At 74.0% G+C, this 26,329-nt stretch carries 27 protein-coding genes; 12 read left to right on the top strand and 15 right to left on the bottom strand.

What is annotated here, in order from left to right; genetic code table 11:
- Positions 1-12: 12 nt before the first annotated feature.
- Positions 13-1,749 carry a 2-oxoglutarate dehydrogenase, E2 component, dihydrolipoamide succinyltransferase gene (gene sucB / locus ACZ5HG_RS11890; protein ID WP_464176483.1) on the bottom strand — a complete coding sequence of 579 codons (1,737 nt, stop codon included), beginning with the start codon at positions 1,747-1,749 and terminating at the stop codon, positions 13-15.
- 30 nt (positions 1,750-1,779) lie between these two features.
- Positions 1,780-3,189, bottom strand: coding sequence for a dihydrolipoyl dehydrogenase (gene lpdA / locus ACZ5HG_RS11885; RefSeq protein ID WP_464176481.1), 1,410 nt, complete (start codon positions 3,187-3,189; stop codon positions 1,780-1,782).
- 195 nt (positions 3,190-3,384) lie between these two features.
- Here lpdA and ACZ5HG_RS11880 point away from each other — a divergent pair, with 195 nt between their 5' ends.
- Positions 3,385-3,771, top strand: a complete 387-nt coding sequence (locus tag ACZ5HG_RS11880; protein ID WP_464176479.1) for an oxidoreductase — start codon at positions 3,385-3,387, stop codon at positions 3,769-3,771.
- 87 nt (positions 3,772-3,858) lie between these two features.
- Here ACZ5HG_RS11880 and ACZ5HG_RS11875 read toward each other — a convergent pair whose 3' ends face one another.
- Positions 3,859-5,358 (bottom strand): leucyl aminopeptidase, encoded by a 1,500-nt coding sequence (locus tag ACZ5HG_RS11875; protein WP_464176477.1) that lies wholly within the window; start codon positions 5,356-5,358, stop codon positions 3,859-3,861.
- Positions 5,359-5,397: 39 nt separating this feature from the next.
- On the opposite strand from ACZ5HG_RS11875, the gene ACZ5HG_RS11870 reads away from it, so the two are divergent.
- From ACZ5HG_RS11870 to ACZ5HG_RS11855, 4 genes are read left to right on the top strand one after another with little or no spacing between them, the layout of a single operon-like run.
- Positions 5,398-5,754 carry a hypothetical protein gene (locus ACZ5HG_RS11870; protein WP_464176475.1) on the top strand — a complete coding sequence of 119 codons (357 nt, stop codon included), beginning with the start codon at positions 5,398-5,400 and terminating at the stop codon, positions 5,752-5,754.
- On the top strand, positions 5,754-6,224 hold the full coding sequence (locus ACZ5HG_RS11865; RefSeq protein ID WP_464176473.1) for a hypothetical protein: 471 nt from the start codon (positions 5,754-5,756) through the stop codon (positions 6,222-6,224). Before ACZ5HG_RS11870 ends, ACZ5HG_RS11865 begins: the two co-directional genes overlap by 1 nt.
- Before the next feature lie 10 nt (positions 6,225-6,234).
- Positions 6,235-7,302, top strand: coding sequence for a quinone-dependent dihydroorotate dehydrogenase (locus ACZ5HG_RS11860; protein WP_464176471.1), 1,068 nt, complete (start codon positions 6,235-6,237; stop codon positions 7,300-7,302).
- Positions 7,303-7,304: 2 nt separating this feature from the next.
- Positions 7,305-7,568 carry a hypothetical protein gene (locus tag ACZ5HG_RS11855; protein WP_464176469.1) on the top strand — a complete coding sequence of 88 codons (264 nt, stop codon included), beginning with the start codon at positions 7,305-7,307 and terminating at the stop codon, positions 7,566-7,568.
- A gap of 69 nt (positions 7,569-7,637) precedes the next feature.
- Here ACZ5HG_RS11855 and yczR read toward each other — a convergent pair whose 3' ends face one another.
- Entirely contained in the window at positions 7,638-9,260 is a 1,623-nt protein-coding gene (gene yczR / locus ACZ5HG_RS11850; RefSeq protein ID WP_464176467.1) for a MocR-like transcription factor YczR, read from the bottom strand.
- 61 nt (positions 9,261-9,321) lie between these two features.
- Here yczR and yczE point away from each other — a divergent pair, with 61 nt between their 5' ends.
- A complete protein-coding gene (gene yczE / locus ACZ5HG_RS11845; RefSeq protein WP_464176465.1) occupies positions 9,322-10,026 on the top strand; it encodes a membrane protein YczE in 705 nt (234 codons plus the stop codon).
- Positions 10,027-10,137: 111 nt separating this feature from the next.
- Here the strand turns inward: yczE and ACZ5HG_RS11840 are convergent, their stop codons facing one another.
- Together ACZ5HG_RS11840 and ACZ5HG_RS11835 are read right to left on the bottom strand one after the other, a co-directional pair.
- Positions 10,138-11,148 (bottom strand): aldo/keto reductase family protein, encoded by a 1,011-nt coding sequence (locus ACZ5HG_RS11840; protein ID WP_464176463.1) that lies wholly within the window; start codon positions 11,146-11,148, stop codon positions 10,138-10,140.
- 19 nt (positions 11,149-11,167) lie between these two features.
- Positions 11,168-11,770 (bottom strand): DUF3043 domain-containing protein, encoded by a 603-nt coding sequence (locus ACZ5HG_RS11835; RefSeq protein WP_464176461.1) that lies wholly within the window; start codon positions 11,768-11,770, stop codon positions 11,168-11,170.
- Between the two features lie 32 nt (positions 11,771-11,802).
- Here ACZ5HG_RS11835 and ACZ5HG_RS11830 point away from each other — a divergent pair, with 32 nt between their 5' ends.
- Positions 11,803-13,188, top strand: coding sequence for a M20/M25/M40 family metallo-hydrolase (locus ACZ5HG_RS11830; protein ID WP_464176459.1), 1,386 nt, complete (start codon positions 11,803-11,805; stop codon positions 13,186-13,188).
- Positions 13,189-13,254: 66 nt separating this feature from the next.
- Here the strand turns inward: ACZ5HG_RS11830 and ACZ5HG_RS11825 are convergent, their stop codons facing one another.
- Together ACZ5HG_RS11825 and nadA are read right to left on the bottom strand one after the other, a co-directional pair.
- Positions 13,255-13,854, bottom strand: coding sequence for a DJ-1/PfpI family protein (locus ACZ5HG_RS11825; protein WP_464176457.1), 600 nt, complete (start codon positions 13,852-13,854; stop codon positions 13,255-13,257).
- A 52-nt stretch (positions 13,855-13,906) separates the two neighbouring features.
- A complete protein-coding gene (gene nadA / locus ACZ5HG_RS11820; protein ID WP_464176455.1) occupies positions 13,907-15,109 on the bottom strand; it encodes a quinolinate synthase NadA in 1,203 nt (400 codons plus the stop codon).
- A gap of 149 nt (positions 15,110-15,258) precedes the next feature.
- Between nadA and ACZ5HG_RS11815 the strand changes: the two genes are divergently transcribed.
- Both ACZ5HG_RS11815 and erpA read left to right on the top strand, forming a co-directional pair.
- Entirely contained in the window at positions 15,259-16,509 is a 1,251-nt protein-coding gene (locus tag ACZ5HG_RS11815) for a glycerate kinase (protein ID WP_464176453.1), read from the top strand.
- A 133-nt stretch (positions 16,510-16,642) separates the two neighbouring features.
- The gene (gene erpA / locus ACZ5HG_RS11810; RefSeq protein WP_464176451.1) at positions 16,643-16,993 is read left to right on the top strand and encodes an iron-sulfur cluster insertion protein ErpA; all 351 of its coding nucleotides are present in this window, start codon (positions 16,643-16,645) and stop codon (positions 16,991-16,993) included.
- Positions 16,994-17,074: 81 nt separating this feature from the next.
- Here the strand turns inward: erpA and ACZ5HG_RS11805 are convergent, their stop codons facing one another.
- Positions 17,075-18,268 (bottom strand): aminotransferase class V-fold PLP-dependent enzyme, encoded by a 1,194-nt coding sequence (locus tag ACZ5HG_RS11805; RefSeq protein WP_464176449.1) that lies wholly within the window; start codon positions 18,266-18,268, stop codon positions 17,075-17,077.
- Positions 18,269-18,669: 401 nt separating this feature from the next.
- Here ACZ5HG_RS11805 and ctaC point away from each other — a divergent pair, with 401 nt between their 5' ends.
- From ctaC to ACZ5HG_RS11790, 3 genes are read left to right on the top strand one after another with little or no spacing between them, the layout of a single operon-like run.
- Complete coding sequence (ctaC, locus tag ACZ5HG_RS11800; protein ID WP_464176447.1) at positions 18,670-19,551, top strand: aa3-type cytochrome oxidase subunit II; 882 nt, start codon at positions 18,670-18,672, stop codon at positions 19,549-19,551.
- On the top strand, positions 19,551-21,371 hold the full coding sequence (ctaD, locus tag ACZ5HG_RS11795; RefSeq protein ID WP_464176445.1) for an aa3-type cytochrome oxidase subunit I: 1,821 nt from the start codon (positions 19,551-19,553) through the stop codon (positions 21,369-21,371). The genes ctaC and ctaD overlap by 1 nt, the downstream gene beginning before the upstream one ends.
- 50 nt (positions 21,372-21,421) lie before the next feature.
- Positions 21,422-21,820 carry a cytochrome c oxidase subunit 4 gene (locus ACZ5HG_RS11790; protein WP_464182150.1) on the top strand — a complete coding sequence of 133 codons (399 nt, stop codon included), beginning with the start codon at positions 21,422-21,424 and terminating at the stop codon, positions 21,818-21,820.
- A gap of 94 nt (positions 21,821-21,914) precedes the next feature.
- Here ACZ5HG_RS11790 and ACZ5HG_RS11785 read toward each other — a convergent pair whose 3' ends face one another.
- The 6 genes from ACZ5HG_RS11785 to ACZ5HG_RS11760 are packed head-to-tail and all read right to left on the bottom strand — an operon-like array spanning position 21,915 to position 26,178.
- Positions 21,915-22,988 carry a hypothetical protein gene (locus ACZ5HG_RS11785; protein WP_464176443.1) on the bottom strand — a complete coding sequence of 358 codons (1,074 nt, stop codon included), beginning with the start codon at positions 22,986-22,988 and terminating at the stop codon, positions 21,915-21,917.
- Positions 22,985-23,599: an ABC transporter ATP-binding protein gene (locus ACZ5HG_RS11780; protein ID WP_464176441.1), complete on the bottom strand. Its 615-nt coding sequence runs from the start codon at positions 23,597-23,599 to the stop codon at positions 22,985-22,987. Before ACZ5HG_RS11780 ends, ACZ5HG_RS11785 begins: the two co-directional genes overlap by 4 nt.
- Entirely contained in the window at positions 23,596-24,651 is a 1,056-nt protein-coding gene (locus ACZ5HG_RS11775) for a hypothetical protein (protein ID WP_464176439.1), read from the bottom strand. The genes ACZ5HG_RS11780 and ACZ5HG_RS11775 overlap by 4 nt, the downstream gene beginning before the upstream one ends.
- The gene (locus ACZ5HG_RS11770; protein WP_464176437.1) at positions 24,648-25,265 is read right to left on the bottom strand and encodes a hypothetical protein; all 618 of its coding nucleotides are present in this window, start codon (positions 25,263-25,265) and stop codon (positions 24,648-24,650) included. Before ACZ5HG_RS11770 ends, ACZ5HG_RS11775 begins: the two co-directional genes overlap by 4 nt.
- Entirely contained in the window at positions 25,262-25,864 is a 603-nt protein-coding gene (locus tag ACZ5HG_RS11765) for a hypothetical protein (protein WP_464176435.1), read from the bottom strand. The genes ACZ5HG_RS11770 and ACZ5HG_RS11765 overlap by 4 nt, the downstream gene beginning before the upstream one ends.
- Complete coding sequence (locus ACZ5HG_RS11760; RefSeq protein WP_464176433.1) at positions 25,861-26,178, bottom strand: hypothetical protein; 318 nt, start codon at positions 26,176-26,178, stop codon at positions 25,861-25,863. The genes ACZ5HG_RS11765 and ACZ5HG_RS11760 overlap by 4 nt, the downstream gene beginning before the upstream one ends.
- Between the last annotated feature and the right edge of the window lie 151 nt (positions 26,179-26,329).

Here is a 26,329-nt window from a genome sequence, read left to right as displayed (position 1 = left end):
CGGGTCAGGCGATCAGAGGCCGACCTCGGCCTCGAACGCGCCCTCCTCGATCCGCTGCTTCACGGTCATCAGGTACCGCGAGGCGTCCGCGCCGTCCACCAGGCGGTGGTCGTAGGACAGGGCCAGGTAGCACATGGACCGGATCGCGATGACCTCGGCGCCGTCGGCGTCCTTGATCACGACCGGGCGCTTGACGATCGCGCCGGTGCCCAGGATGGCGGAGGTGCCGCCCGGGACGATCGGGGTGTCGAAGAGCGCACCGCCGGAGCCGGTGTTGGTCACCGTGAAGGTCGCGCCGGACAGCTCGTCCGGGGTGACCTTGTTGGCGCGGGTGCGACCGGCGAGGTCGGCGATCTTGCGGGAGATGCCGGCGAGGTTGAGGTCGCCCGCGTCCCGGATCACCGGCACGACGAGGCCGCGCTCGGTGTCGACCGCGATGCCGACGTTCTCCGTGCCGTGGTACGTGATCTCCTTGCCCTCGAGCACCCCGTTGATCTTGGGGTGGACCTTGAGGGCCTCGACGGCGGCCTGGACGAAGAACGGCAGGAACGTCAGGTTGACGCCCTCGCGCGCCTTGAACTCGTCCTTGGCCTTCGCGCGGAGCCGGGCGACCTTGGTGACGTCGACCTCGACCACGGAGGTGAGCTGCGCCTGGCTGTGCAGGGCGTCCACCATGCGCTCGGCGATGACCTGCCGCAGGCGGCTGGCCTTCTCCGTGGTGCCGCGCAGCGGGGAGACCTCGGCGGTCTTCGACGCGGCGGGGGCGGCGGCAGCAGCCGGAGCCGGGGCGGCAGCAGCGGTCTGTGCCTGCGCCGCGGCCTCGGCCTTCGCGGCGGCGTCCAGCACGTCCTCCTTGCGGATGCGACCGCCGACACCGGTGCCGGTGAGGGAGGCGACGTCCACGCCCTTCTCCGCGGCGAGCTTGCGCACCAGCGGGGTCAGGTAGGAGCCACCGGCCTGCGGGGCCGGGGCCGACGCGGCGGGAGCAGCCGGAGCGGCGGCGGGAGCCGGGGCAGCAGCCGGGGCGGCGGCGACCGGCGCGGGCACCGGGGCCGGGGCGGCAGCCGGAGCAGCGGCCGGGGCGGCAGCGGGGGCCGGGGCAGCGGCCGGAGCGGCGGCACCGGAGCCGATCACGGCGAGCGGGGCACCGACCTGCGCGGTCTCGTCCTCGCCGACCAGGATCTGCTGGAGGGTGCCCGCGAACGGCGACGGCACCTCGGTGTCCACCTTGTCGGTCGAGATCTCGAGCAGCGGCTCGTCCACCTCGACGGTGTCGCCGACGGCCTTGAGCCAGCGGGTGACGGTGCCCTCGGTGACGGACTCGCCGAGCGCGGGCAGGAGCACCTGCTCGCCCTCGCCGGAGCCCTCGGCCGGGGCAGCGTCGGCGACCGGCGCGGCCTGCTCGGCGGCCGGGGCCTCCTGCGCCTCGGCGGCGGGCGCGGCCTCGGCGGCGGGCGCGGCCTCGGCGGCGGGAGCTTCGGCGGGGGCGGACTCCTCCGCACCGGCACCGCTGCCGTCGCCGATCACGGCCAGGACGGCGCCGACCTCGGCGGTCTCGTCCTCCTGCACCAGGATCTGCTCCAGCACGCCGGCGAACGGCGAGGGGACCTCGGTGTCGACCTTGTCGGTCGAGATCTCGAGCAGGGGCTCGTCGACCTCGACCCGGTCACCCACGTTCTTCAGCCAGCGGGTGACGGTGCCCTCGGTGACGGACTCGCCGAGGGCGGGAAGCTGCACGTTGTCGGACATGACCGCTCGTGTCTCCTTGGATCTGTGGGGTCAGTTGTGGGCGTGCAGCGGCTTGCCGGCGAGCGCGAGGTGCGCCTCACCGAGAGCCTCGTTCTGCGTGGGGTGGGCGTGCACGAGCGCCGCGACGTCCTCGGGGTAGGCCTCCCAGTTCACGATGAGCTGGCCCTCCCCGATGAGCTCGCCGACGCGCGCGCCGATCATGTGGACGCCGATCACCGGACCGTCCTTCTGCCGCACCAGCTTGACGAAGCCGGTGGTGGCGAGGATCTGGCTCTTGCCGTTGCCGCCGAGGTTGTACTCGAGGGTCTCGACGTTCTCCGCGCCGTGGATCTCCTTGGCCTTGGCCTCGGTGAGGCCGACCGAGGCGACCTCGGGGTCGGAGTAGGTGACGCGCGGGATGCCGGACTCGACGATCGGGGCCGGGTTCAGGCCGGCGATCTCCTCGGCGACGAAGATGCCCTGGGCGAAGCCGCGGTGCGCGAGCTGCAGGCCCGGGACGATGTCGCCGACCGCGTAGACGTTGCCGACGCCGGTGTGCAGGCGCTCGTTCGTGATGACGAAGCCGCGGTCCAGGGTCAGGCCCTGCTCCTCGTAGCCGAGGCCGGAGGTCGACGGGCCACGGCCGACGGCGACCAGCAGCAGGTCGGCGTCGAAGGTCTTGCCGTCCTCGAGGGTGACGTGCACGCCCTCGTCGTTCTGGGTGACGCCGGAGAACCGGACGCCCAGGTTGAAGTTGATGCCGCGCTTGCGGAACGCGCGCTCGAAGGCCTTCGACAGCGCCTCGTCCTCGTTCGGGACCAGGTGGGGGAGCGCCTCGATGATCGTGACGTCGGCGCCGAAGGACTTCCAGACGCTGGCGAACTCCGAGCCGATGACGCCGCCGCCGAGGATGATCGCGGAGCGCGGCACCCAGTCGAGCTTGAGCGCCTGGTCGGAGGTGATGACCCGGCCGCCGATCTCCAGACCGGGCAGCGAGCGGGCGTAGGAGCCGGTGCCGAGCACGATGTGCTTGCCGGTGACGCGCTGGCCGTTGACCTCGACGGCGTCGGGGGCGACGAGCTTCCCGTAGCCCTCGATCACGGTGATCTTGCGGGACTTGATCAGCCCCTGCAGCCCCTTGTACAGGCGGGCGATCACCGAGTCCTTGTACTCGTTGACCCCGGCCATGTCGATGCCCTTGAGCTCGGTCTGCACGCCGAAGTGCGCGCCCTCACGGGCGTTGTCGGCGAGCTCGGCCGCGTGCAGCAGGGCCTTGGTGGGGATGCAACCATTGTGCAGGCAGGTGCCACCGACCTTGTCGGCCTCGATGAGGGCGACAGTCAGGCCGAGCTGGGCGCCACGGAGCGCGGCAGCGTAGCCGCCACTCCCTCCGCCCAGGACGACGATGTCGAAAGCGGACCCGGTCGTGTCGGACACGTAAGACTCCTCCGGCGCAGACATTCACGAACGACGTGTGTTGACGCCCATCTTGTCATCTCCGTCTAGGCCGGACGACCCAGATCACGGCCTCGGCGATGTGATTCTGGGAACAGTCATCCCATGTTTCGACCAGGCCAGGCGTCCGGGATGCGCCACCTGTGCGGGTCCTGCGTGGAACCTGACCGCGCGTCCAGGGTCGGCGGTTACGCTCCCGGCATGGGTCTGTTCTCCCGCCGCCGCCGCCGCGCCGCCACCGGGTCGGACGCCGCCGCGCCCAGCCCGCGTGACGCGCAGCAGGCCACGCTCGAGCACCTGCGCGAGTTCACGCGCACCCGGGTGGGCGTCGAGGCGTACCTGGAGCCGCAGACCAACGTCACGCAGACCACGCTGATGCTGATCGCCACCGACGGCGAGTGGACCCGGCGCCGGGTGCCCGACCCGAAGGCCGGCGCCGCGCTGGCCCGCACCCTCGGCGTCCCGCTGTACGACGTGCAGCGCACCGGCTACCCGCAGCGGATGCGCGACTGGAACTCCCGCCAGCGGATCGAGCGCGAGCGGGCCCAGCGCGAGCGGGACGCCCGCCGCGCCGCCGAGCAGGCCTGAGCGCACCCGCGCCCCGACCGACCGCACGAGGGGCCGCCACCCCGGTCTCCCGGAGCGGCGGCCCCTCGTGCGTGCAGGTGCGTCGGATCAGCGCGTGGCGCGACCCTCGATCAGCGTGAGAAGCGTCCGCACGCCCACGCCGGTGCCACCGGTCGGCGTGTAGCCGAAGGCGGTCTTCTCGTTGAAGGCCGGCCCGGCGACGTCCAGGTGCGCCCACGGGGTCGAGCCGACGAACTCCTGCAGGAAGATGCCGGCGGTCAGCATGCCGCCGAAGCGGTCGCCGATGTTCGCCAGGTCGGCGACCCGCGACTTCAGGCCGGCCTTGAGGTCGGCGGGCAGCGGCATCGGCCAGAACGCCTCGCCGGCGGTGCCGGCCGCGTCCACGACCTCGCCGCGCGCGTCCTCGGTGCCCATGACCGCGGACACCCGGGGGCCGAGCGCCACCAGCTGCGCGCCGGTGAGCGTCGCGATGTCGATCACCAGGTCGGGCTTCTCCTCGACCGCGGCGACCAGGCCGTCGGCCATCACCAGCCGGCCCTCGGCGTCGGTGTTGAGCACCTCGACGGTCTTGCCGCCGCGGATCGTCAGCACGTCGGACGGGCGCTGCGCGGTGCCGGACGGCATGTTCTCGGCCAGGCAGAGCCACGCGGTGACGGCCACCGGGATCTCCAGGCGGGAGGCCGCGATCACGGTGTGCAGCACGGCGGCGGCACCGGCCATGTCGGACTTCATCGCGTCCATGCCGGCAGCCGGCTTGATCGAGATGCCGCCCGAGTCGAAGGTGATGCCCTTGCCGACCAGCGCGATCTTCGCCGCCGGGCGCGAGGGGGTGTAGGCGACCTTGACCAGGCGCGGCGGGCGGGCCGAGCCCTGGCCGACGCCGAGGATGCCGCCGTAGCCGCCGGCGGCCAGCGCCTTCTCGTCCAGCACGGTGATCTTCACGCCCTTGGCACCGGCGTCCTTGACCGCGCTCTTGGCGGCGTCGGCGAAGGCGGCCGGGTACAGGTCGTTCGGGGCGGTGTTCACCAGGTCGCGCACCCCGTGCACGGCGGCGGCGAGCACCTCGGCGCGGGCCAGCGCGGCGGCGGCGGACTTGTCGCGGGCGCGCGGCGTGGCGATCGTGATCTCGGCCGGCGGGGTGATCTTCGCGGCGGCCTCGGCCTCGCGGTAGCGGGTGTAGGCGTAGGCGCCGAACAGGGCGCCCTCGGCGACGGCGGCCACCTGGGCGGCGTCCTCGGCGGGCAGCGCGACGGCGACCGAGGCGGTGCCGGCGAGCTCGCGCAGGGCGGCACCGGCGGCGCGACGCAGCGCCTCGGCCTCGGGGGCGGTGCCCTCGACCGCGCCCACACCGGTGAGCACCAGCACCTTCGCGGCGACCTTGCCGGTGGTCGGGACCTTGCGCACCTCGTCGGGGGCGCCGGTCACGCCGAGCACGGTGGCCAGGTCGGTCACCTGCGATCGCGTCTCGTCGGGCAGCCAGTCCGCACCGAGCAGCCGGGGGCCGTTCTCGGAGGCGGCGACCGCGACGACGAGCACGTCGGCGGAGAGTCGGGCAGGGTTCGCAGAGGTCAACGTCACTCGAGGCACCCCTCGATGCTAGCGGTGCGCCCGGTACCGTGGCTCCCCGTGACCCCGCCGATCGCCGTCCTCGTCGCCGTCGCCGCGCTGGCGCTCGCCGCGTGGGCCGGCTGGTGGGCGGTCCGTGACCGCGCGGTGGTGCTCCGTCAGCTGTGGGGCGGGGCCGTCGTCGAGGGCCTGATGCTCGTGCAGGCGGCCGTCGCAGGCGTGCGCCACGCCACCGGTGCCGTGCCCGCCGAGCCCGCGGTCTTCTGGTCCTACGTGGTCACCCAGCTGGTGCTGCTGCCCGCCGCCGCCCTGTGGGCCTTCGCCGAGCGCAGCCGCTGGTCCTCCGTCGTCCTGCTGGTCGCCGCCGTCGCGGTGGCGTTCCTCCAGCTCCGCCTGAACCAGACCTGGGGGTCCTGATGACCGCACCCGTCCCGCCGGCCGACCCCGCGCCGCGCTCCACGGCCTCCGGCCCCGGCCGGGTGCTGGTCGCGATCTACGGGATCCTCGCGCTGGCCGCCACGGTCCGCGGCGCCTACCAGATCGCCACCGACTTCGACGAGGCGCCGCTGGCGTACGCGCTGTCGCTGGCCGCCGGCCTGGTCTACGTGCTCGCCACCGTCGCGCTGGCCCGGGGCACCGGGCGCTGGCGGACGGTCGCCTGGGTGGCGGTGGGGATCGAGCTGGTGGGCGTGCTCACCGTCGGGACGCTCTCGGTGCTCGACGCGGGCGACTTCCCGGACGCGACCGTGTGGTCCGTCTACGGCCAGGGCTACGCCTACGTGCCGCTGGTGCTGCCGTTCCTCGGGCTGCTCTGGCTGTGGCGGACACGCCCGGGCGCGCCGGGCCAGGGCGCAGGGTCCCGGCCCGACGTCCCCGCCGGCCGGTAGGTTGGGCGCCGTGTACGGCCTCCTCTTCCGCCTGGTCTTCGCCCGCACCGACACCGAGAAGGCGCACCACTACGCCTTCCTCGCGATCCGGGTGGCGTCGCGCGTCCCGGTGCTGCGCTCCGTCATCCGCGCGATCATGGCCCCGTCGTCGGCGGGGCAGGTGCAGGTGCTCGGCCGCACGTTCCCCTCGCGCTTCGGCCTGGCCGCCGGCTTCGACAAGAACGCCGTCGGCGTCCCCGGGCTGACGATGCTCGGCTTCGGGCACGTCGAGATCGGCACCGTCACCGCCTTCGCGCAGCCCGGCAACGAGGCGCCGCGGCTCTGGCGGCACATCCCGGACCGCGCGCTGCGCAACCGGATGGGCTTCAACAACGAGGGCGCCGTGGCGGTCGCCCGCCGGCTCCGCGCCCTGCGCTCCACGCCCTCCGGGCGCGCGCTGGTGGTCGGGGTCAACATCGGCAAGACCAAGGTCACCCCGGCCGCCGACGCCGCCGACGACTACGCCACCAGCGCGGGCCACCTGGCGCCCTACGCCGACTACCTGGTGGTCAACGTCTCCTCGCCGAACACCCCCGGCCTGCGCGACCTCCAGTCCGTCGACGCGCTGCGCCCGATCCTCCAGGCCGTGCGCGCCGCCGCCGACGAGTCCGCCGCCGCAGCCGGTCGTCCCCGGGTGCCGTTGCTGGTCAAGATCGCCCCGGACCTCGCGGACGCCGACGTCGACGCCGTGGCAGACCTGGCCGTCGAGCTCGGCCTGGACGGCATGGTCGCCGTCAACACCACGATCTCCCACGACCTCGGCCCGGGCGGGCTGTCCGGCCCGCCGCTGCTCGACCGTGGCCTGGTCGTCGTCTCCCGCCTGCGGCACCGGCTCGGCGCCGGCCTGGTGATCATCGGGGTCGGCGGCATCAGCACCCCGGCCGACGCCCGCGCCTACCTGGCCGCCGGGGCCGACCTGATCCAGGGGTACACCGGCTTCATCTACGAGGGCCCGTTCTGGGCGTCCCGGATCGTCAAGGCGCTCGCCCGCGACGCCGAGGATCGCACCGCCCGCGCGCAGCACCCGGACGGGGTCTGACCGTGCGGCCGCAGTGGGAGTGGCAGCTCGCCGGCCCGGACGGCACCGTGCTCGACCGTCCGCTCTCGCCCGCGTTCACCACCCGCTACGACGCCGAGGAGTGGCTCGGCACGCAGTGGCGCACGCTGCGCGCGCAGGGGGTGGCCACGGCGGTGCTGCTGAACGCGGGCACGCTCGTGCCGCCGGCGCACCCGCTGGACGTGCCGGAGCGGCCCTGGCACCACGGCCCGGGCACGGGGTCGGCCGCGGGAACCGCCTCGGCGTAGCGCCCCCGGCGCCGCCGCACCGCGCGTCGGACCCGGCCCGCGGCCGCTGCCCCCGAGAGCGCCCGGGGGTCACACCAGGGCGCCCGTGAGCAGCGCGCTCGCCGTCCCGCCGGACCCGCCGGCGACCGCGGGCACGCCCCCGCCCGGCGCCCCGAGCGCCGCCCACGCCAGCGCCAGCCCGTCCACCGCCCGCACCAGCGCCTCGGCGCCCGCGGTGTAGGGCAGCCGCAGCCGGTCCTCCATCGACCCGTCCACGCCGAACGCCGGCCCGGGCGCCACCCGCACCCCGTGCGCCAGCGCGAGCGCCGACAGCGCCGAGGACACCGGCGCGCCGAGATCCACCCACAGCGACTGACCACCGGCGGGCACGTCGAACCGCCACGTGGGCAGCCGCTCGCGCAGCAGCGCGACCAGCAGGTCCCGCCCGGCCCGCAGCTCTGCTCGGCGCGCCTCGACCGGGCCGTCGCCCTGGCGCAGCAGCTCGGCGGCGACCAGCTGGTCGAGCACGGCGGTGCCGAGGTCCGCGCTGCGCCGGGCCAGCGCCAGCCGGGTCACCAGGTCCCGCGACCCGCGCACCCACCCGACGCGCAGCCCGCCCCAGTGGCTCTTGGACATCGAGCCGATCGACACCACCCGCGCCGACGTGCCGTCACCCGCCCACGGGGGCGGCGGCGGGCCGTCCAGCGTCAGGTCGGTCAGCACCTCGTCACCGGCGACCACGGTGCCGGTGCGCCGGGAGATCTCGTGCGCGCGGGCGCGGGCCGCCGCGTCCAGGCTGGTGCCGGTGGGGTTGCGGTGGTCCGGGATCAGGTACACCAGACGCGGAGCGACCTGCCGGACGGTGGACTCCAGCAGGTCGAGGTCGGTGGCGCCGTCGGGGCCGGAGGGCACCGGCACCGGTCGCGCGCCCACCGCCCGCACCGCGTCGATCGCGTGCGGGTAGGTCGGCTGCTCCACCACCACCCGGTCGCCCGGACCGGCGTGCGCGCTGATCAGCAGCGAGATCGCGTGCTGCGCGCCGGTGGTCACCAGGATCTGCTCCGCGCTCGTCGGCACCCCGCGGGCCGTGTACCGCTCCGCCAGCGCCTCGCGCAGCAGGTCGAGGCCCAGCGGGGCGTACCCGTGGCCGATCCCGGTCAGCGGGAGCGCCGCCGCCGCACGGCCGATCGCGTCGGCCAGGTCGGGCGGGGTGACGGGAGCAGCGATCGACAGGTCCACGATCCCGTCCAGCGCGAGCGGGTGGGGGAGCGGCAGGCCGGTCTCCGCACGGGGACGGCGCGGTGCCCGCTGACCGCGGAGGGTCGTGCGCGGGCCGCCGGTGGGTGCCGCTGCGGCGCCCGGGATCGTGCCCCCGGTTCGGGACGTGGCCCCGGGTGCCGCCGTGCCGCCCTGCGAGCCGAGCGGACGGGGGAGCGCGGTCACCGTGCCGAAGCCCTGCCGGCTGACCAGGTAGCCCTCCTCGCGCAGCAGCCGGTACGCGGCGGTGCTCGTGGTGCGGGAGACGCCGGTGCTGGTCGCGAGCTCGCGCTCGCCGGGCAGACGGGTGGCCAGCGGGAGCGTGCCGGCGAGCACGGCGCGGCGGATCGCGTCGGCCAGGGCGGGGTACGCCGGGCCGGGGCGCTGCCAGCGGCCGAGCAGGGTGGCCAGTCGGGGGCCGCTGATCCGGCGATCGGCGACGAGCGGCGATGTCATGTGGCCACTTTGCCGCAAGTGGCTATCGATCGGAAGGCCAGCGGGGCCTCAGGATGTGTCCATGAGCCAGCCGACCGCACCCGTCACCGATCCCGTCGACCCTCTCGACGTGGCGGCTGCCGACGGGGCCCCTGCCCCCGCCCCCGACCCGGTACCCGCCACTGCTCCGGCCCGGCACGCGGTACGGCGGACCGTGCAGCTGCTCGGCGGCCTGCTGCTCTACGCGTTGTCGATCGCGATGCTGGTGCACCCCGCCCTCGGCTCGATGCCCTGGGACGTGCTGAGCCAGGGCGTCTCGCGGCGGCTCGGCTGGTCGCTCGGCACCGCCGTGCTCGTGACCAGCGTGCTCGTGCTGATCGCGTGGTGGCCGCTGCGGCAGCGCCCGGGGATCGGCACCGTCGCCAACGTGCTGGTGATCGGCCTGCTGGTTGACCCGGCGCTGCGGCTGCTCGACCTGCTGCCCGAGGCGCTGCCGCTGGCCGGACGGATCGCCCTGGTCGCCGGCGGTGTGCTGCTGAACGGCCTGGCCAGCGGCCTGTACATCGGTGCGCGCCTCGGCCCCGGCCCGCGCGACGGGCTGATGACCGGCATCGTCGCCCGCACCGGCTGGCGGGTCGGCCGGGTGCGCGCCGCGATCGAGGTCACCGTCGTGGCCGTCGGCTGGGTGCTCGGCGGGACGGTCGGCCTCGGCACGCTGGCCTACGCGATCTGCATCGGCCCGCTGATCGGGATCCTCCTGCCGCGGCTGACCGTCCCCCGCGACTGACCGTCCGGGCGTCGACACCCGACGAGGTCGGTGGTTCGTGCGCGATCACGCGCGTCCGAACCACCGACCTCGTGCAGAACCACCGACCTCGTGGGCCGGCGGACGGGGGCGTCAGCGGGTGGCGGGGGAGTTCTTCGCCGTCTCCGCCGGGTCCGTGACGACCGAGTCGCCCAGGACCTCGTCGATCGTCGCCATGAGCTCGGCGGGGATCTCGACGCCGGAGGCCTTGACGTTCTCCTGCACCTGCTCGGGGCGGGAGGCGCCGATGATCGCCGCGGCGACGTTCGTGTTCTGCAGCACCCAGGCCACCGCGAGCTGCGCCATGCTCAGACCGAGCTCGTCGGCGACCGGACGCAGGCCCTGCACGCGCTCGAGCAGGTTCGGGCTGTCGAGGAACGAGCGGACCGTGCGCGAGCCGCCCTTCTCGTCGGTGGCGCGCGAGCCGGCCGGCAGCGGCTGGCCCGGCAGGTACTTGCCGGTGAGCACGCCCTGCGCGACGGGGGACCAGACGATCTGCGAGAGACCCTGCTCCTCGGAGGCCGGCACGACCTCCTCCTCGATGACCCGCCACAGCGCGGAGTACTGCGGCTGGTTCGACACCAGCGAGAAGCCGAGGTCCTTCGCGAGGGCCTGGCCGGCACGGATCTGGTCCGCGGTCCACTCGCTCACGCCGATGTACAGCGCCTTGCCCTGACGGACGACGTCGGCGAACGCCTGCATCGTCTCCTCGAGCGGCGTGGCGTGGTCGTAGCGGTGCGCCTGGTACAGGTCGACGTAGTCCATCTGCAGCCGGGCGAGCGAGCCGTCGATCGACTCCATGATGTGCTTGCGCGACAGGCCCATGTCGTTGGCGCCCTTGGGGCCGGTGGGCCAGAACACCTTGGTGAAGACCTCGAGGGACTGCCGGCGCTCGCCCTTGAGGGCCGCGCCGAGCACCTCCTCGGCCTTCGTGTTCGCGTAGACGTCCGCGGTGTCGAAGCTGGTGATGCCGGCGTCGAGCGCGGCGCGCACGCAGGCGGTCGCGGTCTCGTTCTCGACCTGCGAGCCGTGCGTGAGCCAGTTGCCGTAGGTGATCTCGGTGATCTTCAGGCCGGAACGGCCCAGGTGGCGGTAGTTGACCATGCCACCACCCTAGGCGTGATCAGGACGGGTACTCGCCGTGCTTGTTCTGCGGCTTGGGCAGGCGGGCGCGGCGGATCTGGAAGGTGCGGGTCAGCGAGTACATCATCAGCCCGCGCAGCACCAGGTCGTCGCCGAACTTGGCCAGCAGCCGCTTGCGCAGCCGACGCCACATGATCGCGACGTCCACGACCATGCCGAGGATGAACACGTAGAGCAGCAGCAGCCCGAGCACCGCCACCTGCGGGCTGGCCTGCGAGAGCAGCATGTTGAGCAGCAGCATGACGATCGCCACCGGCAGGAACAGCTCGCCGAGGCTCCAGCGGGCGTCCACGTAGTGCCGGATGTAGCGGCGCACCGGGCCCTTGTCCTTGGCGGGCAGGTAGCGCTCGTCGCCGGTCTGCATCGCCACGTACTGCTTGTCGCGCTCGGCGCGCTGCGCGACCCGGGCCTCCTTGGCGGCGGCCTTGCGGTCCGTCGGCACGAGGGGACGGCGGTTCGCCGCCTCGGCGACCTTCCGCTTCGGCGTCGGGCGACCCTTGCCGGGTGCCTCGATGAGGCCGGGGGTCTCCTCGGTCAGGGGCTCTGCGTCAGCGGTGGCGCTGTCCTTGCTGCGTCCGAACACCTGACCAGAGTAGTCGAGTAGCGTGGTGGATCGTGACCGAGCCCTCTCCCACCACCCCGTCCCGCCCCGTCGACGTCGATGACCTGCGCGGACGCGTGCAGCAGGCCTTCGCCGGCATCCGTGCCGACCTCGAGGCGCTGGTCCGCGTGCCGAGCGTGTCGAACGCCGACTTCGACCAGGCCCACGTCGAGGCCTCCGCCGCCGCCGTCGCGGCCCTGCTGACCGAGGCCGGCATGCCCGAGGTGCAGGTGCTGCGCGCCGACCGCCCCGACGGCACGCCCGGCGCTCCCGCGGTCGTCGCCCGCCGCCCGGCCCCCGCCGGTGCGCCGACCGTGCTGCTCTACGCGCACCACGACGTGCAGCCCCCGGGCTCCGCCGACGACTGGGACACCGACCCGTTCGTGCCGACCGAGAAGGACGGCCGGCTGTTCGGCCGCGGCGCCGCCGACGACAAGGCGGGCGTGGTCGCGCACCTCGGCGCGCTGCGGGTGCTCGGCGACGAGCTCGGCGTGGGCGTGACCGTGTTCGTGGAGGGCGAGGAGGAGATCGGCTCGCCGTCCTTCACCCGCTTCCTGCACACCTACGCGGACCTGCTGCGGGCCGACGTGATCGTGGTCGCGGACTCCTCGAACTGGAAGGTCGGCGTGCCCGGCCTGACCACCTCGCTGCGCGGGCTGGTGGACCTCGAGGTCGAGGTCGCGGTGCTGGACCACGCGGTGCACTCCGGCATGTTCGGCGGCCCGGTGCTGGACGCGGTGACCCTGCTGTCCCGCCTGATCGCGACCCTGCACGACGACGAGGGCAGCGTGGCGGTCGCCGGGCTGACCACCGCGCCGGACCCGGCGGTCGACTACGACGAGGACGCGCTGCGCGCCGACGCCGGGGTGCTGGACGGGGTGCGCCTGGCCGGCACCGGCCCGCTCACCGCCCGGCTGTGGACCCGCCCGACGATCGCCGTGATCGGCCTGGACGCCCCGCGCGTCGCGACCGCGTCCAACACGATCACCCCGAAGGCCACCGCCAAGCTGTCGATGCGCGTCGCGCCCGGCGAGGACCCGGCCCGCGCGCTGGAGGCGCTGCGCACGCACCTGGTCGAGCACGCGCCCTTCGGCGCCCGGGTGACCGTGAAGGACGGCGAGCTCGGCAAGCCGTTCCAGGCGCCCGCCGACTCCACCGCCATGCAGGCGGCGCGGGCGGCCTTCGCCGACGCCTGGGGCACCGACCCGGTGGACATCGGCATCGGTGGCTCGATCCCGTTCATCGCCGACCTGCTCGAGGTGTTCCCGCAGGCCGCGATCCTGGTGACGGGCGTCGAGGACCCGGACTCCCGCGCGCACGGCGCCAACGAGTCGGTGCACCTGGCCGAGCTGGAGAAGGTCGTGCTCGCCGAGGCCCTGCTCCTCGCGCGCCTGGCCTGACACCCTGCGCGAGCCCGGTCGGACCTGAGCGTCCGCCCGGGCTCGCGTGCGTCCGGGCCGGACGGGTCAGACGGGCGGGGCGGGGTCGTACTGGATGTGCCGGCGGACGTCGCGGGCGGCCGCGACCGAGTCGAGCCGGGCCACCAGGTGCAGGGCCATGTCGATCCCGGCGGACACGCCCGCCGAGGTGATCACGTCGCCGTCGTCCACGAAGCGCGCCTCGGTGTCGACCAGCACGCTCGGGTCGAGCCGCACGAGCTCGTCGAAGGCCGCCCAGTGCGTCGTGACCGGGCGACCGGCGAGCAGCCCCGCGGCGGCGTAGACCAGCGCGCCGGTGCACACCGAGGTCATCAGCGCCGTGGTGGCCCGCTGCTCGCGCACCCAGGCCAGGTGATCGGTGTCGTGGGCCAGCGGACGGGTGCCCTGGCCGCCGGGGTGCACCAGCACGTGCAGCGGCCCGACCTCCTCGCGGGAGGTGTCCGGCAGCAGCCGCAGGCCCTTCGCGCAGCGCACGCCCGCGCCGTCGGCGGAGAACGTGACGACCTCGGGGCGCAGCGTGGACCGGGCGGCCCACGCGGTCAGCACGTCGAAGGGCCCGACGACATCCAGCTCCTCGGCGTCGTCGAACACGACGATGCCGACCCGCAGCGAGCTTCCCGTACCCATCCGCGCCTCCGTGCGCCGTGTCTCGCGGACCCGTCGGGCCCGCCGGGGTCGATCAGTAGCCGGGCAGCGCCAGCATCTGGTCCAGGGCCACCCGCGCCCAGTGCGCGTCGTCGGCGTCCACCACGATCCGGTTGACCATCCGGCCCTCGGCGAGCGACTCCATCGCCCACACCAGGTGCGGCAGGTCGATCCGGTTCATGGTCGAGCAGAAGCACACCGTGGAGTCGAGGTAGCTGATCCGCTTGTCCGGGTGGGCGGCGGCGAGCCGGCGCACCAGGTTGAGCTCGGTGCCGATCGCCCAGGCGGACCCGGGCTCGGCGGCGTCCAGCGCCTTGATGATGTACTCGGTCGAGCCGACCATGTCGGCGCCGGTGACCACCTCGTGCTTGCACTCCGGGTGCACCAGCACGGTCACGTCCGGCACGGCCGCGCGGGCGTCGACCAGGTTCTGCGCGGAGAACCGGCCGTGCACCGAGCAGTGCCCGCGCCACAGGATCATCCGCGCGTCCTTGAGCTGCTGGGTGGTCAGGCCGCCGTTCGGCTTGCGCGGGTCGTAGACCACGCAGGCGTCCAGCGGGATGCCGAGCTCGAGCACCGCGGTGTTGCGGCCGAGGTGCTGGTCCGGCATGAACAGCACCTTGCCGGTGCCGTCCACGCCGCCGACCTGGTCGAAGGCCCAGCGCAGCGCGACGTGCGCGTTCGACGAGGTGCAGACGGTGCCGCCGTGCCGACCGGTGAAGGCCTTGATCGCGGCGGTGGAGTTCATGTAGGTCACGGGGACGGTGTCCTGCGCGATCCCGGCCTCGACCAGCACGTCCCAGGCGTCCTCCACCTGGTCGATCGCGGCCATGTCGGCCATCGAGCAGCCGGCGGCCATGTCCGGCAGCACGACCTGCTGGGCGTCCGAGGTGAGGATGTCCGCGGACTCGGCCATGAAGTGCACGCCGCAGAACAGGATGAACTCGGCCTCGGGGCGCGCGGCGGCCTCGCGGGCGAGCTTGAACGAGTCGCCGGTGACGTCGGCGAAGTCGATCACCTCGTCACGCTGGTAGTGGTGGCCGAGCACGAAGGCGCGCTCGCCGAGCGCCGCGCGGGCGGCCCGGGCGCGTTCGACGAGATCGGGGTCGGAGGCGGCCGGCAGGGAGCCGACGCACTCCACCCCGCGTTCGGAGTCGAGGTCGATCCCACGGCCGAGCAGCAGCAGCGCGGAGGGCAGGGGCTCCGCGAACGTGACAGGCGTGTCGAGCAGGCTCACGTGCAGATCATCCCACAGGCCCCCGCGGGCGGACCGGGTCGGTCGCGGTCGGCGGGGAGCCGCCCGGGGATCGCGGTGCGCGACGGTGGCGTCGCGGCGAGGGCGGCCACGCGGCGAGGGGGCGCTCCGCCGCGTGGAAGGATCGACGGGTGCACGTGCTGATCGCCCCCGGCCGGTTCGACGTCCCGCCGGACACCGGTCCCGCCGCAGTCCGCCCGACCACCCCGGACCCGTGGCCCGCGCTGACCGCCCCCGAGGCCGCCGCGGCGCTCGCGGACGGGTGGGCCGCCGTCGCCCCGGACGACACCCTGGACCTGCTGCCGCTGTCCGACGGCGGGCCGGGGCTGCTGGACGTGGTGCGGGCCGCGCGCGGCGGCGAGCTGCTGGCGGTCACCACCACCGACGCGTGCGGCGAAGTCGTGCCCGGCGCGGTGCTGGTGGTCGACGAGGAGCCGGGCGGGCGCACCGCCTACGTGGACGCCGCGCTGGCCCTCGGCGCCGCCGCCGGGGACGCGGTCGACCCGGAGCGGACCACCTCCGCCGGGCTGGGCACGCTGATCGCCGCCGCCCTGGACACCGGTGCCGGTCGCGTGGTCGTCGGGCTCGGTGCGCGTCGGACCGTGGCGCACGACGGGGGAGCGGGCCTGCTGGCCGCCCTCGGCGCCGCCCCCGCCCCGGCCACGGGTGGATCGGTGGCCGCCGGGCGGCTCACCGCGGAGGACCTGGCGCCGCTGCACGACCTGCGCGAAGCGCTGCGCGGGCGCGACCTGGTCGTCCTGCACACCCACGACCTGCCGCTGACCGGCCTGAGCGGCATGAGCGCCGACCTCGGCACGGCCGGCCGGGTGGACGCCGCCACGGCGCAGCGGATCGAGGGGGACCTGGCCCGGTTCGCCCACGCCGCCGCGACCGCCGTCGGCGCCCCGGCCCGCCCCGACCTGCTCGCACCCGGTGCCGCGGGCCGACCGGGTGCGGCCCGTGCCGCGTCGGCGCGCGAGGCGCTCGCCCCCGGATCGGGTGCCGGCGGTGGCTGCGCCTTCGCGCTGATGCTGCTGGGCGCCCGGCTGTCCGACGGCGGCGCGTGGGTGGCCGACGTGGTGGACCTGCCCGCCCGGATCGCCGCCGCCGACGTGGTGGTGACCGGGGTCGGCGTGCTCGACGCCTCCGCGCTGGACGCCGGGGTGGTGGCCGCCGTGGCGCGCACCGCCCTGCCGACCGGGGTGCCCGCGCTGGCGATCGCCGCGCGGCTGCGCACCGGGCGCCGGGACTGGGGCGCCGCCGGGCTGGCCGCCGGCTTCGGCGTGGTGGAGGACGCCGGCAGCGAGGACGCCTGGCGGGCCGATCCTGCCGGAGCCCTGCGGGGCCGGGTGCCGCGGGTGGCGCAGACCTGGTCGCGCTGAGCGCCGCTGCGGTGGAAGCGCCGAGGACGCGGCGTACATTGGGAACAGATCACGCAGCAGCGCGGTTGTGCTCGACGTGACCGCCCGCGGCCCGCTGCTGGTGCGCGCGCCGACCGATGACCTGGGAGAGACGATGAGCGAGACCACCGAGACCGCGACGCACGGCGTCGCCCTCACCGACGTCGCGGCGGACAAGGTCCGCAGCCTCCTCGAGCAGGAGGGTCGCGACGACCTGCGCCTGCGGATCGCGGTGCAGCCGGGCGGGTGCTCGGGCCTGATCTACCAGCTCTACTTCGACGAGCGCACCCTGGACGGCGACGCCCTGCGCGACTTCGACGGCGTCGAGGTCGTCGTGGACCGGATGAGCGTCCCCTACCTGGACGGCGCGACCATCGACTTCGCGGACACGATCGAGAAGCAGGGCTTCACGATCGACAACCCGAACGCGGGCAGCTCCTGCGCGTGCGGCGGCTCCTTCAGCTGACCTCGGCGCGGACGCACGTCGAGAGCCCGGGACCTGCGCGGTCCCGGGCTCTCGTGCGTCCGGGGCGGGCCCGCTGCGGGCTCAGAGGTCGGTGACCCCGGCGCGCTCGCGGATCTCCCGCACCACGCCCGGCAGCACGTCGCAGAACCGTTCGACGTCGGCGGCGGACGCCCCGACCGGCAGCGTGATCCGCACGTTCCCCTGGCTGAGCCGACCGGTGGCCGCGAGCACGTGGCTCGGCTGGTCGGTGGCCGAGGTGCACGCCGAGCCGGATGCCACCGCGAAGCCGTGCCGGTCGAGCTCGGTGACGACAGCCTCGCCGTCCACGTAGAGGCAGGAGAACGTCAGCACGTGCGGCAACCGCCCGGTGGTCGGACCGGCGACGTCCACGGCCGGCACCTCGGCCTGCACCCGCGCACGGATCCGGGTGATCAGCGCATCGCGGGGGTCCACGGCGCCGGAGCCGATCCGGGCGTGCGCGACCTGCACGGCGACGGCGGCGGACAGCGCGGCGGGCACCGAGACGCCGCCGGGGAACCAGCGGTCCTCGTCCACCGGGCCGACGGGGGAGCGGCGCACGCCGGTGCGGGTGGCGAGCACGGCGACCCCGGGCACGGCGCCGACGTCGGCGGGGTCGACCGCGAGCACGTCCCAGGAGTCGCCGATCGGCGCGTGGCCGAGCGAGGACCCGGCATCCACCAGCAGCGGCACCCCGGCGGCGCGGGCTGCGGCGTGCACCGCGGCCAGCGGCTGGATCGTGCCGATCTCCCCGTTGGCGTGCTGGAGCGCGGCGAGGGCGGCCCCGGGCGCGGCCAGGGCGGCGGCCATCGCGTCCGGATCCACCCGCCCGTCGGTGTCCACCGGCACCACCACGCGCCCGGGGGCCGGCGCGCCGCTCCCGCTCGATCCCGCGCCATCGGCGACGAACGCGGCGGCGTCCAGCACCGCCATCCGCTCCACGGCGCTCACGACGACACCCGAGCCGGACCTGCGGCGACCCTGCGCGACCGTGCGCACGGCACCGTGCAGGGCCGCGGTGAGCGAGGGGGCCAGGTCGACCTCCTCGGTGCGGGCGCCGAGCACCGCGGCCAGCGCCTCGCGGGCACCGTCCAGCAGCAGGCGCGCGCGGCGGCCCTCGGAGTGCAGCCGGCGCGGGTCCGCCCAGCCCTCGTCCAGTGCGGCGAGGAAGGCCTCGCGGGCGGCGGGCAGCACGGGCGCGTGCCCGCCCGCGTCCAGGACCACGCGCGCGGAGGAGGAGGCAGGGGAGGTGCTCACCCCAGCACGCTAGCCGCCCCGCACCCACTGCCCGCACCCCGACCCCCTGCCCGCACCCACGTGCTCCCGCACCCCACCCCCTCCCACCCGCCCCACCCCCGCGAGGTCGGTGGTTCCGTGCTCCCGACGGCGTGTCGCGCAGGCGTGTCGTGCACGAACCACCGACCTCGTCGGGATCGGGGACAGGAAGGGTGTGCGCGGTGGGTGGGGGATGTGAGGGTGATCCAGATGACACTGCGTCATCTCGTTGCCCCGAAACGTCCGTCTGAGGCCACGACCGGGGGCTCGGCGCGCTACGCTGCACACGATCCAGAGGACGAAAGTCCTAGATGACCTCCCTGTCGGACGACGGACGCCCGAGCGGTGTCGCGGGCGACGGGGACCGGAACGGAAGGCCCCCGGTGCGCTCGCAGACCCCCCGCCGTCCGAGGCGGACCCGACTCGCCGTCGCGGGACTCGTGACCGTCGTCGCGCTCGCGCTCGCCGGCTGCTCGCCGGAGGTCCAGCGCGGCTGGCTGCCGGGCAGCTCCGAGAACGAGATCACCGACCAGACGGGACGGATCAGCGACCTGTGGGTCGGCTCGTGGGTGGCGGCGCTGATCGTCGGCGTCATCACCTGGGGCCTGATCCTCTGGTGCGTCGCGGTCTACCGGAAGCGCAAGGACGACGACCAGCTGCCCGTGCAGCTCCGGTACCACGTGCCGCTCGAGATCATGTACGTGATCCTGCCGATCATCATGGTCGGGGTGCTGTTCTACTTCACCGCCCGGGACATGTCGGAGATCGAGGACACCAGCGCCGAGCCCGACCTCACCGTGCAGGTGATCGGCAAGCAGTGGAGCTGGGACTTCAACTACGTGGACGACGACGTCTACGACACCGGCGAGCACGCGCAGGAGATCGGCACCACCGGCGTCCTGGCGGACCAGCCGACGCTGTACCTGCCCGTCGGGGAGCGCGTCGAGTTCGTGCTCGACTCCCGTGACGTCATCCACTCGTTCTGGGTGCCGGCCTTCCTCTACAAGAAGGACATGATCCCGGGGCGCACGAACACCTTCCAGGTGACGCCGCAGGTCGAGGGCGAGTACGTCGGCAAGTGCGCCGAGCTGTGCGGCGAGGAGCACTCGTCGATGCTGTTCAACGTGAAGGTCGTGTCGCGCGAGGAGTACGACGCGCACATGGAGGATCTGCGGGACGCCGGCCAGGAGGGGCAGCTCGGTCTCGAGTACAGCCGCCTCCAGGACGTCCGCTCCGACTCGTCCGACAGCCCGGAGGAGAACTGATGGCACAGGCCGTCGAGATCGTGCCGGGCCTGAGCCCGCGCCGGCAGACGCTCGGACGCACGATCGTCAAGTGGGTCACGTCGACCGACCACAAGACGATCGGCTACATGTACCTGATCACCGCGTTCGTGTGGTTCGCGATCGGCGGTCTGATGGCGCTGCTGATCCGTGCGGAGCTGTTCGAGCCCGGCATCCAGGTGGTGCAGAGCAAGGAGCAGTACAACCAGCTCTTCACCATGCACGGCACGATCATGCTGCTGCTGTTCGCGACGCCGTTGTTCGCCGCGTTCGCGAACATCATCATGCCGTTGCAGATCGGCGCCCCGGATGTCGCGTTCCCGCGCCTCAACGCGTTCTCGTACTGGCTGTACCTGTTCGGCGGCCTGATCGCCGCGGCCGGGTTCCTCACCCCGCAGGGCGCGGCCTCCTTCGGCTGGTTCGCGTACGCACCGCTGTCGAACTCCGTGTACTCGCCGGGCGCCGGTGGTGACCTGTGGGTGTTCGGTCTCGCGCTGACCGGTTTCGGCACGATCCTCGGCGCGGTCAACTTCATCACCACGATCGTCACCATGCGTGCGCCCGGCATGACGATGTTCCGGATGCCGATCTTCACCTGGAACACGCTGATCACCAGCCTGCTGGTGCTGATGGCGTTCCCGCCGCTGGCCGCCGCGCTGTTCGCGCTGGGTGCCGATCGACGGCTCGGTGCGCAGGTGTTCAACCCGGAGAACGGCGGGGCGATCCTCTGGCAGCACCTGTTCTGGTTCTTCGGGCACCCCGAGGTGTACATCATCGCGCTGCCGTTCTTCGGCATCGCGACCGAGATCCTGCCGGTGTTCAGCCGCAAGCCGGTGTTCGGCTACAAGGGCCTCGTCTACGCGACCATCGCCATCGCGGCGCTGTCCGTCACCGTGTGGGCGCACCACATGTACGTGACCGGCGCGGTGCTGCTGCCGTTCTTCTCGTTGATGACCATGCTGATCGCTGTGCCGACCGGTGTGAAGTTCTTCAACTGGATCGGCACGATGTGGCGAGGAAAACTCACGTTCGAGACACCGATGCTCTGGACGATCGGATTCCTCACGACGTTCCTGTTCGGTGGTCTGACCGGTGTGATCCTGTCCAGCCCTGCCCTCGACTTCCAGGTGTCCGACACCTACTTCGTGGTCGCGCACTTCCACTACGTCGTGTTCGGCACCGTGGTGTTCATGATGTTCGGCGGGCTCTACTTCTGGTGGCCCAAGTTCACCGGGCGGATGCTCGACGAGCGGCTCGGCAAGATCCACTTCTGGCTGCTGTTCATCGGCTTCCACATGACGTTCCTGGTGCAGCACTGGCTCGGCGTGATCGGCATGCCGCGCCGGTACGCGGACTACTCGCCGGAGGACGGCTTCACCTGGATGAACCAGCTGTCCACGGTCGGCTCGATGATCCTGGCGGTCTCCACGCTGCCCTTCCTGTGGAACGTCTACAAGACCTGGCGCTCGGCGCCCAAGGTCACCGTGGACGACCCGTGGGGCTACGGCGCCTCGCTGGAGTGGGCGACCTCCTGCCCGCCGCCGCGGCACAACTTCACGCAGCTGCCCCGGATCCGTTCCGAGCGCCCGGCGTTCGACCTGCACCACCCCGAGGTCGCCGCCATGGACCACGTCGAGCCCGATCCCGGGTTCTTCGACTGGGAGGCCGAGCGCACCGGTGAGCGGACCGTCGCGCAGGACCGCGTCGACCACGACGGCGGCCAGCCCGAGCAGTCGACGGCCACGATCGTCGACGACCGCCCGCGCCCCCGCACCGAGGACGACGAGGAGACCGACCGATGAGCGCCGCCGACGCCCAGCGCGAGGACCCGACCAGCCGGCCGCGGCACGCGATGAAGGTCGAGCCGTACCTCTTCCTCGGCGGGATCCTGTTCTTCATCCCGATCGGCCTGGTGTACGCCTGGTGGTCCGACGGCGAGCCCGTCGGCACCGTCGGCATCCCGCTGGTCGGCGGCCTGGTCGGCATGATCGGCGGCTACCTCGCGCTGGTGGCCCGCCGGATCGACCCCCGTCCGGAGGACGACCCGGAGGCGCTGATCGCGGAGGGCGCCGGCGACCAGGGTGTGTTCTCGCCGTGGTCCTGGTGGCCGTTCGTGATCGCCCTCGCCGGCGCGATCACCTTCACCGGCCTGGCGATCGGGTGGTGGCTGATGTACATCGGCGGCGCGCTCGGCGTGATCGGTCTGATCGGCTGGGTGTTCGAGTTCAGCCGCGGGCAGCACGCGCACTGAGCCGCTCCGCTCGCGCCGGCCGCGTCGAGAGTGCACGAGAGCAGGCTTCCCGGCCCGGGAAGCCTGCTTTCGTGCAACCTGGGTGAGCGGCCCGTCACCGGGTCCGGAAGTAGCGGAACAGGTGCGCCTCGCGGGTGAGCGCCACCGCCGCCTGCCCGCCGAGCAGCGCACCGGCGAGCCCGGGCAGCGCGACGTGCACCGCCACCGCACGCAGCGCCGCGTCGTCCTCGCCGCTGCCGAGCCGGACCAGCAGCAGCGTCGTCGCCGCGACCAGCAGCGCCGCGCACCCGACCCACACCAGCGTCTCGGCGAGCACCTGGCCGTGCTGCTGCCCCGCGCGCACGCCGACGTGCCGGGCCGAGGCGAGCTCGACCCGCCGGGTACGCACCGCGACCCAGCCGATCACGGCCCCGCCGAGCAGCGCCGCCCAGGGTGCGTGCCGGGTGCTGCGCACGGCGAGCAGGCCCTCGCCGTCGAAGCGCTGACCGAGCGTGGTGTTGAGCTGCGAGACGACGACCGGCGCCCGGTCGTCCGCGCCGCCCGGGATCACGGCGAGCCGGGCGAGCGCGGGCAGGTCGGTCGGCATGGGGTAGGCGTCCACCCAGCAGGCGTCGTAGGGCTCGGCGCGCTCGCCGGGGACCAGTGCCGCGTAGCCGTACCCGGGTCGGCGGCCGTCGTCCGGCCAGGGGTAGGTGCCGCGCATGGTGGTGCCGTCGGCCGTGCCGACCAGCGCGACCGTCGAGCCCGGTCGGGCGTCCAGGGTCTGCGCCGCATCCGCGGAGAGCAGCACGCCCGGTCCGGTGGAGTCGGTGGCCCGGAGCACCGCGGGGAGCCCCGGCGACACCAGGTAGGTGGCGAGCGGCCCGCGCGGCAGCACGGCGGGTACCAGCGCGTCCTCCTGCTGACGGATCGCCCCGGCGGCCCGGACCCCGGTCAGGTCGGCCAGCGCGTCGCAGGTCGCCCCGTCGATCGCGCCCGGCGCCTCGACCGTGAGCACCGAGGCGCCGGCGTCCCGGTAGGCGGCCGCCCGGGCGAGCAGCGCGTCCACGGCGGTGACGTCCGCCAGCACCGCCGCGCCGAGCACCAGGACGAGCGCCAGCGCGTACCGCAGCGCGTGGGTGGTGCCGGACAGCACGTCGCGCACCGCCTCGCCGAGCAGCCACCTCATGCCAGGTCCGCCAGGTCGATCACGTCGGTGCAGGCTGCGCGGGTGTGCGGGTCGTGGGTGGCGACCACCACCACCGTGCCGCGCCGGGCGAGCCCGGTGAGCGTGCGGCTGACCTCGGCGGCGGTGCGGGCGTCGAGCTGGGCGGTCGGCTCGTCCACCAGGAACAGATCCGGCCGGGCGGCGATCCCGCGCGCCAGCATCAGCCGCTGCGCCTCTCCGCCGGACAGCGCCGAGAACTCCCGTCCGGCGGCCTCGGCCAGCCCGAACTCGGCGAGCAGGTCGGTGGCCCGCGCCTCGGCCTGCCGACGCCCGAGACCCTGCACGAGCAGCGGGAGCACCACGTGGTCCAGCGCGGTCCGGCGGGCGACACCGTGCGGGTTCTGGAACACCCAGCCCGTGCGGACCACATCGTGCCGCCGCACCTGGCCCTCCGTCGGCGCCACCCAGCCGGCCAGCAGCGACAGCAGCGTGCTCTTGCCCGATCCCGACGGCCCCACCAGCGCGTAGACGCGATCGGGCCGCAGCACCGTGCTCAGCCCGCGGAACAGGAACGGCTGCCCGGTGAACCGGTGCCCGAGACCGTCCAGCGTCACCCGCATCGCGAGGGTCACGCGCAGCCACCGGTCGGGCGGGTGCGCACCGACGTGGGCGGTGCGGTGGCCGTGATCGGTGCCACGAACGTCTGACCGAGCTCGGAGGCCACCACCGTCACGCCGACCGGCCGGTCGTCGGCGTCCCGCACGCAGGCGGCGTCGGTCCCTGCGTCCAGCACCGCCCCCGGCGGCACCACCCACACGTCGACCGGCTCGACCAGGGCCCAGGGGACCGTCAGCGTAACGTCCGTGCCGGCCTCGACCACGGCGGCCGCCTGGACGTACTCCTCGGAGGCCGCCACGACGGCGAGGGACGCTGGATCGGTCATCCGCCCGTCCGGGGCGATGGCGACCGGGGTGCCGCCGATCGTCAGTGCGCGGGCGCCGGGGGCCGCGTCCTCGGGGACCGCCACCAGTGCGGCGGAGGCCAGCGCCGCGGGCAGCCCGGCGAGCGCGTCACCCGCGACGACGTCCGTCCCGACCTCGGCCGTGCAGGTGCCGATCGACACCGTCGGCTCGGGCAGCCACACCACGCGGGCGGGGTCCACCGGGTCCCGGGTGGACGCCGGCGCGGGCGCCCCGACAGCGGTCGTCGCCGCGTGGAACGAGCGCAGCGTCGTCGCCGTCACCCGGTCGTCTGTCGGGGCCTCCCGGCCGAGCGCGCGCAGCGCGTCGTGCAGCGCCGCGACGTCCGGCCCGCGGTCGCCGACCGTCAGTCCGCGCCACAGCGGCACGGCCGTGTGCAGGTCGAGCAGCGGGACGCCGTCCAGCGCGACGGTCGAGCCGCCGCTGGTCATGGTGCCGCCGGGGGAGCAGGTCGAGGACGTCACCAGGCCGCCCGTGCGGGCGGTGACCTCTCGGGCGGCGCCCGCCGTCACGCGCAGCGCGAGGTTGCGGCGGTCGTCGTAGGAGCGGGTGGTCACCGGCACCTCGGTCACCGTCGGGCCGGCGGCGAGCACCTCCGGGGTGCCCGGCGTGGTGAGCACGGTGCCGACCGCCACGCCGCCGGACAGCGCGGCCAGCAGGGCGAGGGCGAGGACCGACGCGGGGCCGGGGCGCAGGGCGGTCATGACGTGGCTCCGGCGGGTGCGGCGAGGCCGAGCGGGTCCTTGAGGCAGGCGACGCCGGTGGGGTCGCCCGGTGGGAAGGGCAGATCTTCGATGTCGTAGGCGTGCTCGAGGTCCTGGCCGGTGTAGCCCGGCTCGACGATCCCGGCGTCGACCAGGCAGGCCGCCTGGATCGTGAACTGCTCGAGGTTCTCGGGGTTGAGGCGGATCTGGCCGTGCAGCACGACGACCCCGCCGTCGGCGAACTCGCAGGTCCCCATGACGTCCACAGGGTCCTCGGTGCCCGTGACGACCTCGACGCGGGCGAAACCGTAGGCGTCGTGCTGCACGATCGCGCCGTGGGAGTCGTAGCACGCGAGGATCAGCGAAATCCCCTCCTGCACCTCGGCATCGGAGATCATGCTGTCGGCGAAGGCCCGGTGGGCGAAGTCGGAGTCGGCGATGGAGTCGTAGTAGGCGATCTCCCCGGCCCACGGCCCGGTGAAGCTCGACGTCGACGAGTCGCCGGTAGGGGCGTCCTGCGAGGAGCAGGCGGTGAGGAGGACCGCGATCGTCGCGACCAGGGCGACACCGATCCGCGACAGCCCGGATCTGCGGCCGCGGCGCGGGGCGATCACGGTGCGTCTCCCGACGGCGTGGCCAGGCCGAGCGGGTCCTTCATGCACGCGGCACCGGTGGGATCGCCTGGCGGGTAGGGGAGGTTTCCGCTCTGGAATGCCTGGTCGAGGTCCTGCGCGGTGAACCCGGGTTCGACGATCCCGGCCGCCACCATGCACTCCGCCTGGATCGTGGACGGGTCGAGGTTCTCGGGGTTGAGCCGCATCTGGTGGTGCAGGACGACGACGCCGCCGTCGGCGAACGCGCACATCCCCATGACGTCCAAGGGGTCTTCGGTGCCGGTGGTGACTTCGACGTACTCGTAGCCGTAGGCGTCGAACTCGACTGTTGCGCCGTGGCTGGCGTAGCACGCGTCGATCAGGGACATGCCCTCCTGCACCTCGGCGTCGGAGACAGCGCTGTCAGCGAGAGCGCTGTGGGCGAAGTCCAAGTCGGTGTGCGCGGCGAAGTCGGCGAGCTCCGCCGCCCACGGACCGGTGAATCCGGGCGAGGGTTCCGCCTCAGGGGCGGTACTGGTACAGCCGGCCAGGGCGAGGATGACGACGGCGCCCACCGCCGACCCAGCGGGCCGGCGGTGGGCGGAGGTGCGGATCGTCACCGGTGGACCATCGTGGGGTACTGGTAGCAGACGCGGCCGTCATTGGACGACCAGCCGCCAGCCGCGACCCAGGGTCCGACCCTGTATCCGCCGGACGCACCGGCGCTGGTCTTGTACCCGTACGCTCCGCGCCAGCAGTCGACGTTCTTCACGCTGATCGAGGTGAGATTGCTGTATCGGCAGCCCGCCGCCTCCGCGGACGGCGCGGTGACGGCGGCGTCCACCACCCCGATCGCCCCCACGGCGAGGGCGAGGGCGGCGAGGCGGGCGATCCCGCGGCGGCGGACGGTCGGGAGTGGTGCTGCTGTGCTCATGGCGTGCTCCTCGTGCGTCTGGGCAGGCCGGTGCCGGGGCGGCTGTGCACCGGGTCGGTCCGTGCGGTCCGACCTCCCGAGACTGCTCGCAGCAGCAGGACGCGATCAGGGCGTTTCCAGTGTTTCTACCTACGCGCCCCCGAAACCCGTC

It is taken from the genome of Cellulomonas sp. GTC20042 (assembly GCF_055389595.1).
Note: the sequence above shows the minus strand (reverse complement) of the source record. Positions and strands in the feature narration are given on the sequence as shown.